The 13,500-nt window shown below is 56.3% G+C and carries 15 protein-coding genes; 10 read left to right on the top strand and 5 right to left on the bottom strand.

Annotated elements, in window-relative coordinates:
• Nucleotides 1-52 precede the first annotated feature (52 nt).
• The 6 genes from thpR to folK all read left to right on the top strand — a co-directional run bounded on the left by thpR (nt 53) and on the right by folK (nt 5,033).
• Nucleotides 53-595 carry an RNA 2',3'-cyclic phosphodiesterase gene (gene thpR / locus ACUTSU_RS14295; RefSeq protein WP_445654306.1) on the top strand — a complete coding sequence of 181 codons (543 nt, stop codon included), beginning with the start codon at nt 53-55 and terminating at the stop codon, nt 593-595.
• A complete protein-coding gene (gene sfsA / locus ACUTSU_RS14290; RefSeq protein ID WP_261092541.1) occupies nt 592-1,299 on the top strand; it encodes a DNA/RNA nuclease SfsA in 708 nt (235 codons plus the stop codon). The genes thpR and sfsA overlap by 4 nt, the downstream gene beginning before the upstream one ends.
• A gap of 183 nt (nt 1,300-1,482) precedes the next feature.
• Nucleotides 1,483-1,938: an RNA polymerase-binding protein DksA gene (gene dksA, locus ACUTSU_RS14285; protein WP_012146687.1), complete on the top strand. Its 456-nt coding sequence runs from the start codon at nt 1,483-1,485 to the stop codon at nt 1,936-1,938.
• A gap of 71 nt (nt 1,939-2,009) precedes the next feature.
• Nucleotides 2,010-2,921, top strand: a complete 912-nt coding sequence (gene gluQRS / locus ACUTSU_RS14280; RefSeq protein WP_445651787.1) for a tRNA glutamyl-Q(34) synthetase GluQRS — start codon at nt 2,010-2,012, stop codon at nt 2,919-2,921.
• 61 nt (nt 2,922-2,982) lie between these two features.
• Nucleotides 2,983-4,533 carry a polynucleotide adenylyltransferase PcnB gene (gene pcnB / locus ACUTSU_RS14275; protein ID WP_445651876.1) on the top strand — a complete coding sequence of 517 codons (1,551 nt, stop codon included), beginning with the start codon at nt 2,983-2,985 and terminating at the stop codon, nt 4,531-4,533.
• Nucleotides 4,533-5,033 carry a 2-amino-4-hydroxy-6-hydroxymethyldihydropteridine diphosphokinase gene (folK, locus tag ACUTSU_RS14270; protein WP_261110744.1) on the top strand — a complete coding sequence of 167 codons (501 nt, stop codon included), beginning with the start codon at nt 4,533-4,535 and terminating at the stop codon, nt 5,031-5,033. The genes pcnB and folK overlap by 1 nt, the downstream gene beginning before the upstream one ends.
• A 13-nt stretch (nt 5,034-5,046) precedes the next feature.
• On the opposite strand, the gene qseC is transcribed toward folK, so the two are convergent.
• Together qseC and qseB are read right to left on the bottom strand one after the other, a co-directional pair.
• Nucleotides 5,047-6,417, bottom strand: a complete 1,371-nt coding sequence (qseC, locus tag ACUTSU_RS14265) for a quorum sensing histidine kinase QseC (protein ID WP_445654305.1) — start codon at nt 6,415-6,417, stop codon at nt 5,047-5,049.
• Nucleotides 6,414-7,076: a quorum sensing response regulator transcription factor QseB gene (gene qseB / locus ACUTSU_RS14260; protein WP_445651785.1), complete on the bottom strand. Its 663-nt coding sequence runs from the start codon at nt 7,074-7,076 to the stop codon at nt 6,414-6,416. Before qseB ends, qseC begins: the two co-directional genes overlap by 4 nt.
• A gap of 169 nt (nt 7,077-7,245) precedes the next feature.
• Here qseB and panB point away from each other — a divergent pair, with 169 nt between their 5' ends.
• The 3 genes from panB to panD all read left to right on the top strand — a co-directional run bounded on the left by panB (nt 7,246) and on the right by panD (nt 9,424).
• Complete coding sequence (panB, locus tag ACUTSU_RS14255) at nt 7,246-8,040, top strand: 3-methyl-2-oxobutanoate hydroxymethyltransferase (protein ID WP_445651784.1); 795 nt, start codon at nt 7,246-7,248, stop codon at nt 8,038-8,040.
• Between the two features lie 24 nt (nt 8,041-8,064).
• The gene (gene panC / locus ACUTSU_RS14250; protein ID WP_445651783.1) at nt 8,065-8,919 is read left to right on the top strand and encodes a pantoate--beta-alanine ligase; all 855 of its coding nucleotides are present in this window, start codon (nt 8,065-8,067) and stop codon (nt 8,917-8,919) included.
• Between the two features lie 124 nt (nt 8,920-9,043).
• The gene (gene panD, locus ACUTSU_RS14245) at nt 9,044-9,424 is read left to right on the top strand and encodes an aspartate 1-decarboxylase (protein WP_012146695.1); all 381 of its coding nucleotides are present in this window, start codon (nt 9,044-9,046) and stop codon (nt 9,422-9,424) included.
• A gap of 39 nt (nt 9,425-9,463) precedes the next feature.
• Here panD and ACUTSU_RS14240 read toward each other — a convergent pair whose 3' ends face one another.
• The 3 genes from ACUTSU_RS14240 to ACUTSU_RS14230 all read right to left on the bottom strand — a co-directional run bounded on the left by ACUTSU_RS14240 (nt 9,464) and on the right by ACUTSU_RS14230 (nt 12,602).
• Nucleotides 9,464-10,744 (bottom strand): polysaccharide deacetylase family protein, encoded by a 1,281-nt coding sequence (locus ACUTSU_RS14240; RefSeq protein WP_445651782.1) that lies wholly within the window; start codon nt 10,742-10,744, stop codon nt 9,464-9,466.
• Between the two features lie 167 nt (nt 10,745-10,911).
• Complete coding sequence (locus tag ACUTSU_RS14235; protein ID WP_012146697.1) at nt 10,912-11,682, bottom strand: ABC transporter permease; 771 nt, start codon at nt 11,680-11,682, stop codon at nt 10,912-10,914.
• A complete protein-coding gene (locus ACUTSU_RS14230; protein WP_012146698.1) occupies nt 11,679-12,602 on the bottom strand; it encodes an ABC transporter ATP-binding protein in 924 nt (307 codons plus the stop codon). The genes ACUTSU_RS14235 and ACUTSU_RS14230 overlap by 4 nt, the downstream gene beginning before the upstream one ends.
• A gap of 236 nt (nt 12,603-12,838) precedes the next feature.
• Between ACUTSU_RS14230 and can the strand changes: the two genes are divergently transcribed.
• Nucleotides 12,839-13,495 (top strand): carbonate dehydratase, encoded by a 657-nt coding sequence (gene can / locus ACUTSU_RS14225; RefSeq protein WP_261092549.1) that lies wholly within the window; start codon nt 12,839-12,841, stop codon nt 13,493-13,495.
• Nucleotides 13,496-13,500: the final 5 nt, after the last annotated feature.

Below are 13,500 nucleotides of genomic sequence, written 5' to 3'. Positions count from 1 at the left end.
ACGGCGCACATTGTAGCATTAGACTCCGCCTTTCATTACTTGCCGGGAACCTATGTCCAGCTCGCGCCGCCTGTTTTTCGCCCTGACCTTGCCTGATGCGCTGCAGCAACAGGTGATCCGCTGGCGCGCCGAAGCCTTCGCGCCGGAAGTCGGCCGGCCGGTCGTGGCAGCCAATTTGCATCTGACGCTGGCCTTTCTTGGCGACGTTTCGGCGCAAAAAGAATCCGCGTTGAAAAAGCTGGCGGCCCGTATCAGCCAGCCCGGTTTCAGCATGGTGCTCGATGACCTCGGCCACTGGCCGCGTCCCGGGGTGGTTTGGCTCGGCACCCGCCGTGCGCCGCGCGGCCTGTTGCAGTTGGCGGAGCTGTTGCGATCGCAAGCGGCCCGCAGCGGCTGCTATCAAAGCTCGATGCCGTTTCATCCGCATATCACCCTGCTACGCAGTGCCATGCAGCCGGTCGCCGTGCCGCCCGCTACGCCGGGCTGGAACTTCAGCGCTAACGAATTCGCCCTGTACCAGTCAGTGTTTGAAAACGGCCGCACGCGTTATCAGATACTTGAGCAATGGTCTTTAGCCCATCAGGAAATGCCATGATTTTTTCGCCACCGTTGCGCCACGCCACGCTGATTAAACGTTACAAACGCTTTCTGGCGGACGTCGTCACCCCGGAAGGGGAAACCTTCACCCTGCACTGCGCCAATACCGGTGCGATGACTGGCTGCGCCACGCCTGGCGATACCGTCTGGTATTCCACGTCGGATAACCCCAAACGTAAATATGCCCACAGCTGGGAGCTGACGCATACCCAACAGGGGGACTGGATCTGCGTGAACACCCTGCGTGCCAACACCTTGGTACGTGAGGCGATCGAACAGAATCTAATCAATGAATTATCCGGTTACAGTAAAATCAGCAGCGAAGTAAAATATGGCGGTGAGAACAGCCGTATCGATTTGTTATTACAGGCAGAAGATCGCGCTAACTGCTATATTGAAGTTAAGTCAGTCACATTACTGCAACAACAACGTGGTTACTTCCCTGATGCGGTAACGCTCAGAGGACAGAAGCACTTACGTGAGTTGCTAAGCGTGGTTGAAAGCGGGCAACGGGCGGTATTGTTCTTTGCTGTGTTACATAGCGGTATTGAGCAGGTCGCACCGGCACATCATATAGATGAGCGTTATGCGACACTGTTGGCACAGGTTCGGCAGTTGGGTGTAGAAGTGGTTTGCTATGGGGCTAAATTATCACCTGACGGTATATATCTCTGCGATAAGTTACCGTTTTTTATCGATTAGCACTGACCGGGCACCGATTATTCGACAGCCGGTTAACGCGTCGCCAAATACGCCTTCCTTCACACCAATGTCAAGCAGGCGACAGGAATAATTGCCAACCTACTTCCCATCTGTTATTTATAGCGGCCTGTTTTTCCCCCACATTGGGGATTCGATAGTGCGTGTGTATGTAGGAGAAGCAACATGCAAGAAGGGCAAACCCGTAAAACCTCGTCCTTGAGCATTCTCGCCATCGCTGGGGTGGAGCCGTACCAAGAGAAGCCGGGCGAAGAGTACATGAACGACGCCCAGTTGTCGCATTTCAAGCGCATTCTTGAAGCATGGCGCAACCAGCTCAGGGATGAAGTGGATCGTACTGTATCTCATATGCAGGAAGAGGCAGCTAACTTCCCTGATCCGGCCGACCGTGCCACTCAGGAAGAAGAGTTCAGTCTTGAACTGCGTAACCGCGACCGCGAGCGCAAACTGATTAAAAAGATCGAGAAAACGCTGAAGAAAGTAGAAGACGAAGATTTCGGCTACTGCGAATCCTGTGGCGTGGAGATCGGCATTCGTCGCCTTGAAGCGCGTCCGACTGCTGATTTGTGCATCGACTGCAAGACTCTGGCCGAAATCCGCGAAAAGCAGATGGCAGGCTAATACAGTTGTTACCGCTGCGGCGTGCGTTCTGCGTGCGCCGCACAGAGAAAAGGGAAAGTTTCCCCTCTGATATGCAAGAAAGACAATATGTGGGGCGCTTTGCCCCATCGCCTTCCGGAGATCTGCATTTCGGCTCGCTGATTGCCGCTCTGGGAAGTTACCTCCAGGCTCGTGCCCAACGCGGGCAGTGGCTGGTTCGCATTGAAGATATCGATCCCCCGCGCGAAGTCGCCGGTGCGGCCGCTCGTATCTTATCCGCTCTGGAACATTATGGTCTCCTCTGGGACGGCCAGGTCATCTATCAATCCCAACGTCATGAAGCTTACCGCGCTACTTTGGATCTACTGCATCAGCAGGGACTCAGCTATTGCTGCAACTGCACCCGCAGCCGCATCCAGCAGCTAGGCGGTCTGTATGACGGCCACTGTCGTCATTTGAATCTTGGCCCGCAGAGCGCCGCCATTCGCTTGCGTCAGTCCGCCCCGGTTTACGCCTTCAATGACCGCCTGCAGGGCGAGTTGCAGGCCGACCCGGCACTGGCTCGAGAAGACTTTATCATCCGCCGGCGCGATGGGCTGTTCGCCTATAATCTGGCGGTGGTGGTGGACGACCATTTTCAGGGCATTACCGAAATCGTGCGGGGTGCCGACCTGATCGAACCCACGGTGCGCCAGATAGCGCTGTACCACCAGTTGCAGGCGCCGGTGCCCGCCTATGTGCATCTGCCGCTGGCGCTGGGCGTTAACGGCAGCAAACTGTCGAAGCAAAACCATGCGCCTGCCCTCCCCGACGGCGATCCACGGCCGACACTGGTAGCCGCGCTGAAATTTCTGCGCCAACCGCTACCGGAAAGCTGGCAAGATCTTGACCTGTCATTATTATTGAGCTGGGCAGTCGCTCACTGGAAGCTGGACGATGTGCCGCGCCGGGATGCCATTTCCCTGGACGAAAACACATCGGCATTCTCAAAAGAGCCATGGTGAGCTATGATTAGCCGCTATTTTTTGTTAGCGCCATTTTTATCAGACACTATCGAGGTGTACCATTTTTACCCGAGTAGCCAATTTCTGCCGTAAGGTGCTAATCCGCGATGACAAGCAGCCGCGCGATGATGCGCCGGTCAGCGATAAAAACGTAGTCCGCGAAGAAAGCGTGGTGGCTCAGCAGCCGGCCGCGCCGCAGCGACGTTCCGTCGATCGCGGCAGAGAAAGCCCTGCCCGCCGGCCGGCACCGCGTAAACGCCCACCTTTTCCTACCGCCGAGGGAACCGGCTCAATGACCGTGATCCCCCGCGACCAACACTCCATCTCACGTAAAGACATCAGTGAGAATGCGCTGAAGGTGCTGTATCGTCTGAACAAATCCGGCTTCGAAGCCTATTTGGTCGGTGGCGGCGTACGCGACCTGCTGCTGGGCAAAAAACCGAAAGATTTCGACATCACCACCAACGCGACGCCGGAACAAGTGCGCAAGCTGTTCCGCAACTGCCGTCTGGTTGGCCGCCGCTTCCGCCTGGCCCACGTGATGTTCGGGCCGGAAATCATTGAGGTTGCCACCTTCCGTGGTCACCACGAGCAGCAAACGCCGGAATCTGACAAAAATTCTTCCCAGCAGGCCCAAAACGGCATGCTGCTGCGCGACAACATCTTCGGCTCGATCGAAGAAGATGCCCAGCGCCGCGACTTCACCATCAACAGCCTGTACTACGGCGTAGCGGACTTCACCCTGCGTGATTACGTCGATGGCCTGCGCGATCTCAAACAGGGCGTGATCCGCCTGATTGGCGATCCGGAAACCCGCTACCGTGAAGACCCGGTGCGCATGCTGCGCGCGGTGCGTTTCGCCGCCAAGCTGGAGATGCGTATCAGCGAAGAAACTGCCGAGCCGATACCGCGTTTGGCGTCCTTGCTGCATGAGATCCCGCCAGCGCGTCTGTTTGAGGAATCACTCAAGCTGCTGCAGGCAGGCTACGGTTATCCGACCTATCTGAAGCTCTGTGAATACCAGCTGTTCCAACCGCTGTTCCCGCAGATTGCACGTCACTTCACGCCGAGCCAGGACACGCCAATGGAGCGTATTCTGGCGCAGGTGCTGAAGAACACCGATTACCGTCTGCAAAACAACATGCGCGTCAATCCGGCGTTCCTGTTTGCTGCTATGCTTTGGTATCCGCTGCTGGAACATGCGCAGAAACTGGCGCAGGAAAGTGGGCTGGCGTATTACGACGCCTTCGCGCTGGCGATGAATGATGTGTTGGACGAGCAGTGTCGTTCGCTGGCCATCCCGAAACGCATCACCACACTGGTTCGCGATATCTGGCAGTTGCAGCTGCGTCTGTCCCGTCGTCAGGGCAAGCGCGCGCACAAGCTGATGGAACATCCGAAATTCCGCGCCGCTTACGATTTGCTGGCGCTGCGTGCCGAAGTAGAAGAAAACCAGGAGATGCTGCGTCTGACCGAATGGTGGGGCGAGTTCCAGGAAGCTACACCGGCACGACAGAAAACCATGTTGAGTACTTTGGGTGACGACCCGGCACCGCGCCGTGCGCGTCAGCGGCGCCCTCGCCGCCGGACGCCGCGTAAAGAAGGAGAATAATGATCCGCGTTTATATCGCGTTGGGCAGCAACCTGGCGCACCCGCTACAGCAGGTGAAAGCCGCACTGGAAGCGCTGGAGCATCTCCCGCGCACCCGGTTGATCGTTTGTTCTTCGTTTTACCGCACCAAGCCGCTGGGGCCGCAAAACCAGCCGGACTTTCTCAATGCGGTGGTGGCCCTGGATACCTTGCTGCCCGCCGAACAGTTACTCGATCACACCCAGGCGATAGAACGCAATCAGGGCCGCGTGCGCAAAGATGAGCGCTGGGGCCCACGCACCCTCGATCTGGACATCATGCTGTATGGCGAACAGGTGATTCATACCGATCGCCTGACGGTGCCGCACTACGGTCTGAAAGAGCGTGAGTTCATGCTCTATCCCTTGGCAGAAATCGCCCCTGAGTTAATCTTCCCGGACGGTGAGTCGCTGGCCAGCTGCCTGAAGCGCGTACCCAAAAACGGCATGGAGCTCTGGCACCAACCCAGGCCAAAAGCCTGAGTCGGCGCAGGACCTACAAAGTGCCCGACAGCGCTACCTGAGCAACAAAGCCCCCTTCAGGTCGATTGGCGAAGCTAACCCGCAGTCCGTGCAAAGTGGCGATGCGTTGCACAATTGACAACCCCAAGCCACTACCAGTCTGTTCCTGACCCGGTGGACGATAAAAACGCTCCCCCAACCGCTCCAGATGTTCCGTCGTCACTCCCGGACCATTATCCTCGATCGTCAGCAGGCGTTCTGTCAGCCTCACCGTGACAGTACCGCCCGCCGGGGTGTAACGCACCGCATTATCCACCAGATTGCGCACCAGCAGCGACAGCAGCAACGCTTGCCCCTGTATCAGCGCCGGAGTGCCCTGCTGTTCGTAACGCAACGTGACACCGGCCGCATGTGCATGACGCTCCTGCTCGGCCAACGTCATCGGCACCAGTTGGCCCCAGTCGGCAGCTTCCAGCTCGGCGAGGTCTGACAGGGAGTCCAGCCGCGACAGCGTCAGCAGTTGATCCACCAGTCGGGTGGCGCGATCGATACCCACCGTCAGATTACCCAGCGCATGCTCGCGCATCTGCTCGTCATCACCGGCCAGTTGTACCACTTCCGTTTGCACCCGCAACGCCGCCAACGGGCTGCGCAGTTCGTGGGCGGCGTCAGAAGTAAAACGTCGCTCACGTACCAATAGCGCATTGATTCGGCTAAACAGAGCATTAAGCGCATCGACCAGTGGCCGGACTTCGGTCGGTACCTGGCCGGCATCCAGCGGCGTGGCATCGTCCGGTGCGCGCTTACGCAGCCCGGCAGCGACGGTGCGTAATGGCCGTAGCTCGCGCCCGACCATCAGCGCAATCAGCAGCATCAGCATCGGCAGCGTCACCAGCCAGGGCACCAGTTGCCCGGTCACCATACCCAATGCCATATCGTGGCGATAATCCCACTCCTGCCCCACCACAATGCGATAACGTCCATCTGGACTGGTCAGCCACAGCAGCCGCCAACTGTCGTCATCGCCCTTGCGTTCTCCGTCGGTGAAACCGTCACGGTCGCCGTCAAAACGGAAATCCGCACCGTTCTCCCCGTCGTTGAGCAGCATCTTGCCGTTGCGGTCGAAAATGGCGAATGCCAGCGCATCATCATCCTGCTCGCCACGCTTGCCGTGGCGCACCAGTTTTTTGGTTTTCGGCAGGCTGCGCACGCTCTCGTCTGCCAATAGATCGCCCAGGTTGGCGGTTGCCAGCCGTTTGGCGAACAGCATCTGCTGGGTATCGAAGACTTCATTGATGGTATTACGGCTCATCTTCCACGCCACCAGGCTGGCAGCGCACCAGGTCAATAACGCCAGCAGGCTGAAAATCAGGATCAATCTCAACCGCAGACTCAGATGTTTCACGCGTTGTCCCCCAGCGTATAACCCACGCCGTGAATGGTACGGATAAAACCGTTACCCAGCTTGCGCCGCAGATGATGGATATGCACCTCCACCGCGTTGCTGCTGACTTCGTCGTCCCAGTTGTACAGTTTTTCCTGGATCAGTGGTCGCGCCAATACCCGTCCCCTGTTATGCAAAAACAGCTCCAGCACCGCCAATTCACGCGGGGTCAGCGTGACCTGCTCACCGTTGCAGCTCACGCTACGGGTGGCGGTATCGAACACCACATTGCCATGGACCAGTTGCGGCATCAGTTGGCCGTGACGACGGCGGATCAATGCCTGCAGGCGCGCGGCAACCTCCGCCAGGGCAAAAGGTTTGCACAGGTAATCATCGGCACCGCTTTGCAGGCCGCTGACCCGTTGCTCCAGTGCATCACGCGCGGTCAGGATCAGCACCGGCACGTCATGGCCAGCCTGCCGCCACTGACGCAACAGATCCAGGCCATCGAGGCCCGGCAGGCTCAGGTCGAGGATCACCGCATCGTAAGGCGCGCTTTCCAGCGCATTTTTGCCGACCAGTCCATCGGTAAACCAGTCCAGATTAAAGCCGAGTTTGGTCAGCCCGGCCTTGATCCCGTCGCCGATTAACTTGTCATCTTCTATCAGCAGAATTCGCATGTGCGTCCTTTTTTAGTCATTGCCGCCCATTACACCACAAGGTTCTTAAGAACCGCTTAAGCATTATGATCTGCGCTACCCACCCCGTTAGGGTTACAGTAGAATGACTGCACTTTTTTGTAGCCAGGGCCCTGCGTACGCCGCGCGGCTCTATTCAGGAGACGTAGTGATGAAACCCACCACCGTGACCCATTTGCGCCAGTGGAAGCAGGAACAGCGCAAGTTTGCTTCCCTCACTGCCTACGATGCCAGCTTTGCCAAACTGTTTGAAGAGCAAGGCGTTAAAGTGCTGCTGGTGGGCGATTCACTGGGCATGACGCTGCAGGGCCACGACTCCACCCTACCGGTCACCGTCGCCGATATCGCCTATCATACCCGTGCCGTACGCCGGGGTGCTCCGACTTGTCTGTTGTTGGCCGACCTGCCCTTTATGAGCTATGCCACCCCACAGTTGGCCTGCGCCAATGCTGCCGAGCTGATGCAGGCCGGTGCCAATATGGTGAAACTGGAAGGCGGCAGTTGGCTGTGTGAAACGGTGAAAACTCTCACCGAACGCGCAGTGCCGGTCTGCGGCCATCTCGGTCTGACGCCGCAGTCAGTCAACGTATTCGGTGGCTACAAGGTGCAAGGCCGCGATGAACTTGCCGCCAAGCAACTGCTGGAAGATGCAAAAAATCTGGAGCTGGCCGGCATCCAACTACTGGTGCTGGAGTGCGTCCCAACCGAACTGGCACGCAAGGTCACTGAAGCCATGACCATTCCGGTGATCGGCATTGGTGCCGGTAACGTCACTGATGGGCAGATCCTGGTGATGCACGACGCCTTCGGTATTACCGGTGGCCACACGCCAAAATTCGCTAAAAACTTCCTGGCACAGAGCGGCGATATCCGCTCGGCGGTGCAACAATATATTCAGGACGTAGAGCAAGGCATTTACCCCGCTGAAGAGCACTCTTTCAACTAAAGTGTCCGCGTTAGGAGTTATGGAATGGTAATTATCGAAACCCTGCCGCTGTTGCGTCAGCAGATCCGCCGCTGGCGTCAGGATGGGAAACGCATCGCGCTGGTGCCGACCATGGGTAACCTGCACGAAGGTCATATGCAGCTTATTGATGAAGCCCGCGCGCGTGCCGATGTCGTGGTCGTCAGTATTTTCGTCAATCCGATGCAATTCGAACGCCCTGAAGATCTTGCCAGTTACCCACGCACCCTGCAGGAAGACAGCGAAAAACTAACCCGCCGCGGTGTCGAACTGGTGTTCGCACCCGCGCCGGCTGATGTCTATCCGCAGGGGCTGGAACAGCAAACCTATGTCGACGTACCGGGTATTTCCACCATGCTGGAAGGCGCCAGCCGTCCGGGCCACTACCGCGGCGTCGCCACCATTGTCAGCAAGCTGTTCAATCTGGTGCAGCCGGATCTGGCCTGTTTTGGCGAGAAGGACTATCAGCAACTGGCGCTGATCCGCAAGATGGTGGCGGATATGGGCTACGACATCGACATTGTTGGCGTACCGACAGTACGCGCCAAAGATGGTCTGGCGCTCAGTTCGCGCAACGGTTACCTGACCGCCGAAGAGCGGAAAATCGCGCCGCAGCTCAGCAAAATCATGAACGCGCTGGCCGAACAGCTCAGCAATGGTGAACGCCACGTTGACGAACTGCTGGAACAAACCGCAAAGCACCTGCGCAGCGCCGGTTTCACCCCAGACGAGTTGTTTATCCGTGACGCCGACAGCCTGCAACCGCTGGGCGTTGAAAGCCAACGTGCAGTGGTGTTAATGGCCGCCTGGTTGGGTAAAGCGCGGTTGATCGACAACCAGCAGGTTGACCTGACGCTGTAGGTCGTTTTTCGTGCAATCGTCACCATTACAACCAGCCCGACAGTAGACAATTTCGGGCTTATCGGTGACGATACATCTCGGTATGGATGTTTAACCCAATCGCCTCTCTATATTAGGTAAAGCTATGATACGTACTATGCTGCAAGGCAAGCTGCATCGGGTGAAAGTGACTCAGGCCGACTTGCACTATGAAGGCTCCTGCGCCATCGATCAGGACTTTCTGGAAGCCGCAGGCATTCTGGAATATGAAGCTATCGATATTTATAACGTTGATAACGGCCAGCGTTTCTCAACCTATGCCATCGCCGCCGAACGCGGTTCGCGCATTATTTCGGTCAATGGTGCGGCAGCACGCTGCGCCTGCGTGGGCGACAAACTGATCATCTGCTCTTACGTACAGATGAGCGATGCAGATGCCCGCCAGCACCGCCCAAAAGTTGGTTACTTCGAGGGTGACAACCACCTGCAGCGCAAGGCGAAAGCCGTGCCGGTTCAGGTCGCGTAAAAGTAAAAACGGGCGCTGTCGGCGCCCGTTCCTTTCTGATTATTGCACCACCAGCGTTCCTGGCTTGTTGGCTATTCTGTCCGCCATGGTCTGAATCGAGTCGGTGCGCAGAATATACAGCCGTTTCAGCGTATAGGGGTTATCCCCCGGTTTCACTTTGCCCTGCACCGTGGTCACCGCCAGATGAAAACCGGCGTCTTTCGCAGCCTGTATCGCCCGCTGATTGTAGCCGCCAAATGGGTAGGAGACATACAGCACATACGGATTAAATTGCGACAGCGCGCGGCGTGAGTGCTCAAAATCGAATTCAATATTGTGTAGCGAACGGCTCAGCAGGATCGGTTGACGATTACCGTCGGTACGATGCAGGAAATGGGTATGCGACTGCACGTCGAACACGTCCTGAATCTGCTTCAACTCGGAAATGCTCATAAACTGCAGCGAGTCTGGGTTCCACTTCTGTGGATGGCGCTTGATGCGTGAAGAAATAATAAACGCCGTGGCGCGCAAGCCGTAGTTCTTCAATACCGGGTAAGCATAGCGATAGACCGACTTCAGGCCGTCATCAAATGTCAGCACCACCGCCCTGCCCGGCAGATTGATCTGGTTTTTCAGGTAGGCTTCCAACTGATACAGGGAAATGGTGTCGTAGCCCGCCTGCTTCAGATAGGTCATCTGGTTACTGAACGCCACGTCAGAGGTGGTCGTCGAGGTATGGCGGAAGCGCTTGTTCTCTTCATTTTTCAGCAAATGATGATAGGTCAGTATCGGTATACCGGTGTCAATCTCGCAGTCCAGCTCGCTGATATAACCCAGGCGATCGCCAATGTTGACCTCATACCAGGTGTTGTTGAGCCGATCTTTCAGCTTGCCGATGATTGGGTAGCGCAGGTTCTGTTCCAGTATGCCAAACACATCGCTGGTGTTATCCGCATCGGTATAGACGTTGATCGCCTTCTGCGTGATCAGGTTCTGGTTAGTCAGCGGTTTATTCAACTCCCCCAGAGAGTCTTTCACCTTGCGTGATTTTTTAAGCTCTCGCACGTCGTCTTTATCAATAAAACCCGTGCCATGGCCGAATTTGAACTCGTAATATTCCGCATCCGCCGGGAACACCTGGATCAGTTGCCCCTGCTTCACTTCACCGACAGGAATAACATGCTCGCCAATCAGCGAATAAACTTCACTGTCGCGTTGCGCTTCCATATATTCGGATTTAACGGCACTGTCTTCCGACAACAAATTTGCCAGGCTTGCCGGGGCGACCAGTGACATCAGGATGCCGATCAGCCCAGCCGCTACCTTGTGTTGAGAGCGCATGATTATGTTCGCGTAATAACAAAATGGAGAAAATGTGGAGCGCCAGCATAGCACGATTTGAATGGCGGGGATAAAGGGGTTATTTGAGCAATTCTATAGATTTACAGGCGGCTTGCTTCAGGTCAAGAAAAGCGTCCCCGTACGCGATGCCCGGGGACGCGGGTCAATCAGGTACGCAGACCGCGACCGCGCTCAATCAGGTACCAGGACAGCAGGTAGAACACCGCAATGAACGCCACCAGCACCGTCATGGTCAGCGTCAACGGCACGTCGCTGATGCCCAGGAAGCCATAGCGGAATCCGCTGATCATGTAGACAATCGGGTTCAGTTTGGACACCGCCTGCCAGAACGGCGGCAGCAGCGTCAGTGAGTAAAACACCCCGCCCAGGTAGGTCAGCGGCGTCAGCACGAAGGTCGGGATCAGGCTGATATCATCAAAGGTCGTGGCAAACACCGCGTTGATCAGCCCCGCCAGCGAGAACAAAATCGCCGTCAGCAGCAGCGTGGCGACAATCACCCACCAGGCATGTACCTGCAAAGGCACGAAGAACAGCGAAATCACGGTCACCAGCACGCCGACGCAAATACCGCGCGCTACGCCACCACCGACGTAACCGGCAATCACCACGTGCGTCGGTACCGGCGCCACCAGCAACTCTTCGATATTGCGCTGGAATTTGGCGCTGAAGAACGATGACGCGACGTTGGCGTATGAGTTGGTGATCACCGCCATCATAATCAGGCCGGGAACAATAAACTGCATGTAATCAAAACCGTGCATCTCACCGATGCGTGAACCAATCAGGTTGCCGAAGATGATGAAATACAGCGTCATGGTGATCACCGGCGGCACCAGCGTCTGGATCCAGATGCGGGCAAAACGGTTGATCTCTTTGGCCCAGATGCTCTGCAAGGCCACCCAATACAAACGCATCATGCTTTTTCTCCATTACCGTTAACCAGGGTGACAAACAGCTCTTCCAGCCGGTTAGCCTTGTTACGCATGCTCAGTACCTGAACGCCCTGCGCACTGAGCTGGGCAAACAGGCCATTCAGACCCTGTTCGCGCATCACTTCCACTTCCAGCGTTGAGGTATCCGTCAGGCGATGGCGGTAACCGTCCAGCTTCGGCAACGGGCTTTTCGCCGCCAGATCGAGGATGAAGGTTTCAGACTTCAGCTTGGCCAACAGGCCTTTCATCGAGGTGTTCTCCACCAGCTCACCGTTCTGGATAATGCCGATATTGCGGCACAGCATTTCTGCCTCTTCCAGATAGTGAGTGGTAAGAATAATGGTGGTGCCCTGAGCATTAAGCTCTTTCAGGAAGCCCCACATCGAGCGGCGCAACTCGATATCTACCCCAGCGGTCGGTTCGTCGAGGATCAGCAATTTTGGCTGATGCATCAATGCACGAGCGATCATCAGTCGGCGCTTCATCCCACCAGATAACATGCGGGCGCGTTCGTCGCGCTTGCCCCACAGATCCAACTGGGTCAGGTATTTTTCCGCCCGCACCAATGCCTCACGACGGGTAACGCCATAGTAGCCGGCCTGATTGACCACAATCTGCATCACGGTTTCGAACGGGTTAAAGTTGAATTCCTGCGGCACCAGCCCGAGTTGGCGCTTGGCGTTGACGATGTCTTTATCGATGTCGTAGCCGAACACCCGCACGCTGCCGGACGTCTTATTGACCAGCGAACTGATAATGCCGATGGTAGTGGATTTTCCAGCGCCGTTCGGCCCCAGCAAGGCGTAGAAATCCCCTGCCTCGACGTTCAGATCGATCCCGCGCAATGCCTTGACGCCACCGGCGTAAGTCTTGGTCAACTGCGCTATTTCCAGTGCATAATTCATAAGCTAAAAAGTACCTTGTGACGATGAGTATGCTGCTGCGTCTTGTAATGAAGGTGATGTTATCATCAGCAGCGTTTTCACTGAGGCAAATCCGTGCGGAAAATCCAGGTTCCATCCCGCCTTACTGTATAAAAAGTGGCTGAATATCCTCTCGCATAACTGTTCCGATATCCAAATTGTGACGCTTGTCTTATATTACCCCAACGCAATCTGCTCGTTACAGGCCTATAACTTCCATGAACGAAATCGAAAAGCTTATCGCTAATAACCATACCTGGTCAGCTAATATCAGCAAGGAAGACCCGGACTTTTTTGAACGTTTAGCCCAGGCGCAAAAGCCTCGCTTTTTATGGATAGGTTGTTCAGACAGCCGCGTTCCCGCGGAAAGACTGACCGGGCTGGAGCCGGGTGAACTCTTTGTTCACCGTAACGTGGCCAACCTGGTAATTCACACCGATTTAAACTGCCTGTCGGTGGTGCAGTACGCCGTCGATGTACTGGAAGTTGAGCATATCATTATCTGCGGCCACCTGGGCTGCGGTGGTGTAGAAGCCGCGGTTGAGAATCCGGAACTGGGGCTGATCAACAACTGGCTGCTGCACATCCGTGACCTGTGGTACAAGCACAGCTCACTGCTGGGCGAACTGGAGCCGGAAAAACGCCTCGACGTACTCTGTGAAATCAACGTGATTGAGCAGGTCTACAACCTGGGCCATTCCACAATCATGCAATCAGCATGGAAACGCGGCCAAAAAGTGATGATTCACGGTTGGGTGTACGGCATTCAGGACGGGCGCTTGCGCGATCTTGAAGTGGTCGCCACCAGCCGCGAGAGCCTGGAGATGGGCTATCGCAAGGCGATGGCCACCTTGCAGCAGGATAAGGGGATTTAATCCTG

Source organism: Serratia sp. NA_13, from assembly GCF_052691735.1.
Note: the sequence above shows the minus strand (reverse complement) of the source record. Positions and strands in the feature narration are given on the sequence as shown.

What these genes read in the sequence shown, in the direction of transcription:
- folK (WP_261110744.1), top strand. Translation starts at nt 4,533, where the DNA reads ATGATCCGCGTTTATATCGCGTTGGGCAGCAACCTGGCGCACCCGCTA.
- ACUTSU_RS14235 (WP_012146697.1), bottom strand. Translation starts at nt 11,682, where the DNA reads ATGATGCGTTTGTATTGGGTGGCCTTGCAGAGCATCTGGGCCAAAGAG.
- panC (WP_445651783.1), top strand. Translation starts at nt 8,065, where the DNA reads ATGGTAATTATCGAAACCCTGCCGCTGTTGCGTCAGCAGATCCGCCGC.
- can (WP_261092549.1), top strand. Translation starts at nt 12,839, where the DNA reads ATGAACGAAATCGAAAAGCTTATCGCTAATAACCATACCTGGTCAGCT.
- dksA (WP_012146687.1), top strand. Translation starts at nt 1,483, where the DNA reads ATGCAAGAAGGGCAAACCCGTAAAACCTCGTCCTTGAGCATTCTCGCC.
- gluQRS (WP_445651787.1), top strand. Translation starts at nt 2,010, where the DNA reads ATGCAAGAAAGACAATATGTGGGGCGCTTTGCCCCATCGCCTTCCGGA.
- ACUTSU_RS14230 (WP_012146698.1), bottom strand. Translation starts at nt 12,602, where the DNA reads ATGAATTATGCACTGGAAATAGCGCAGTTGACCAAGACTTACGCCGGT.
- sfsA (WP_261092541.1), top strand. Translation starts at nt 592, where the DNA reads ATGATTTTTTCGCCACCGTTGCGCCACGCCACGCTGATTAAACGTTAC.
- panB (WP_445651784.1), top strand. Translation starts at nt 7,246, where the DNA reads ATGAAACCCACCACCGTGACCCATTTGCGCCAGTGGAAGCAGGAACAG.
- qseB (WP_445651785.1), bottom strand. Translation starts at nt 7,076, where the DNA reads ATGCGAATTCTGCTGATAGAAGATGACAAGTTAATCGGCGACGGGATC.
- ACUTSU_RS14240 (WP_445651782.1), bottom strand. Translation starts at nt 10,744, where the DNA reads ATGCGCTCTCAACACAAGGTAGCGGCTGGGCTGATCGGCATCCTGATG.
- panD (WP_012146695.1), top strand. Translation starts at nt 9,044, where the DNA reads ATGATACGTACTATGCTGCAAGGCAAGCTGCATCGGGTGAAAGTGACT.
- thpR (WP_445654306.1), top strand. Translation starts at nt 53, where the DNA reads ATGTCCAGCTCGCGCCGCCTGTTTTTCGCCCTGACCTTGCCTGATGCG.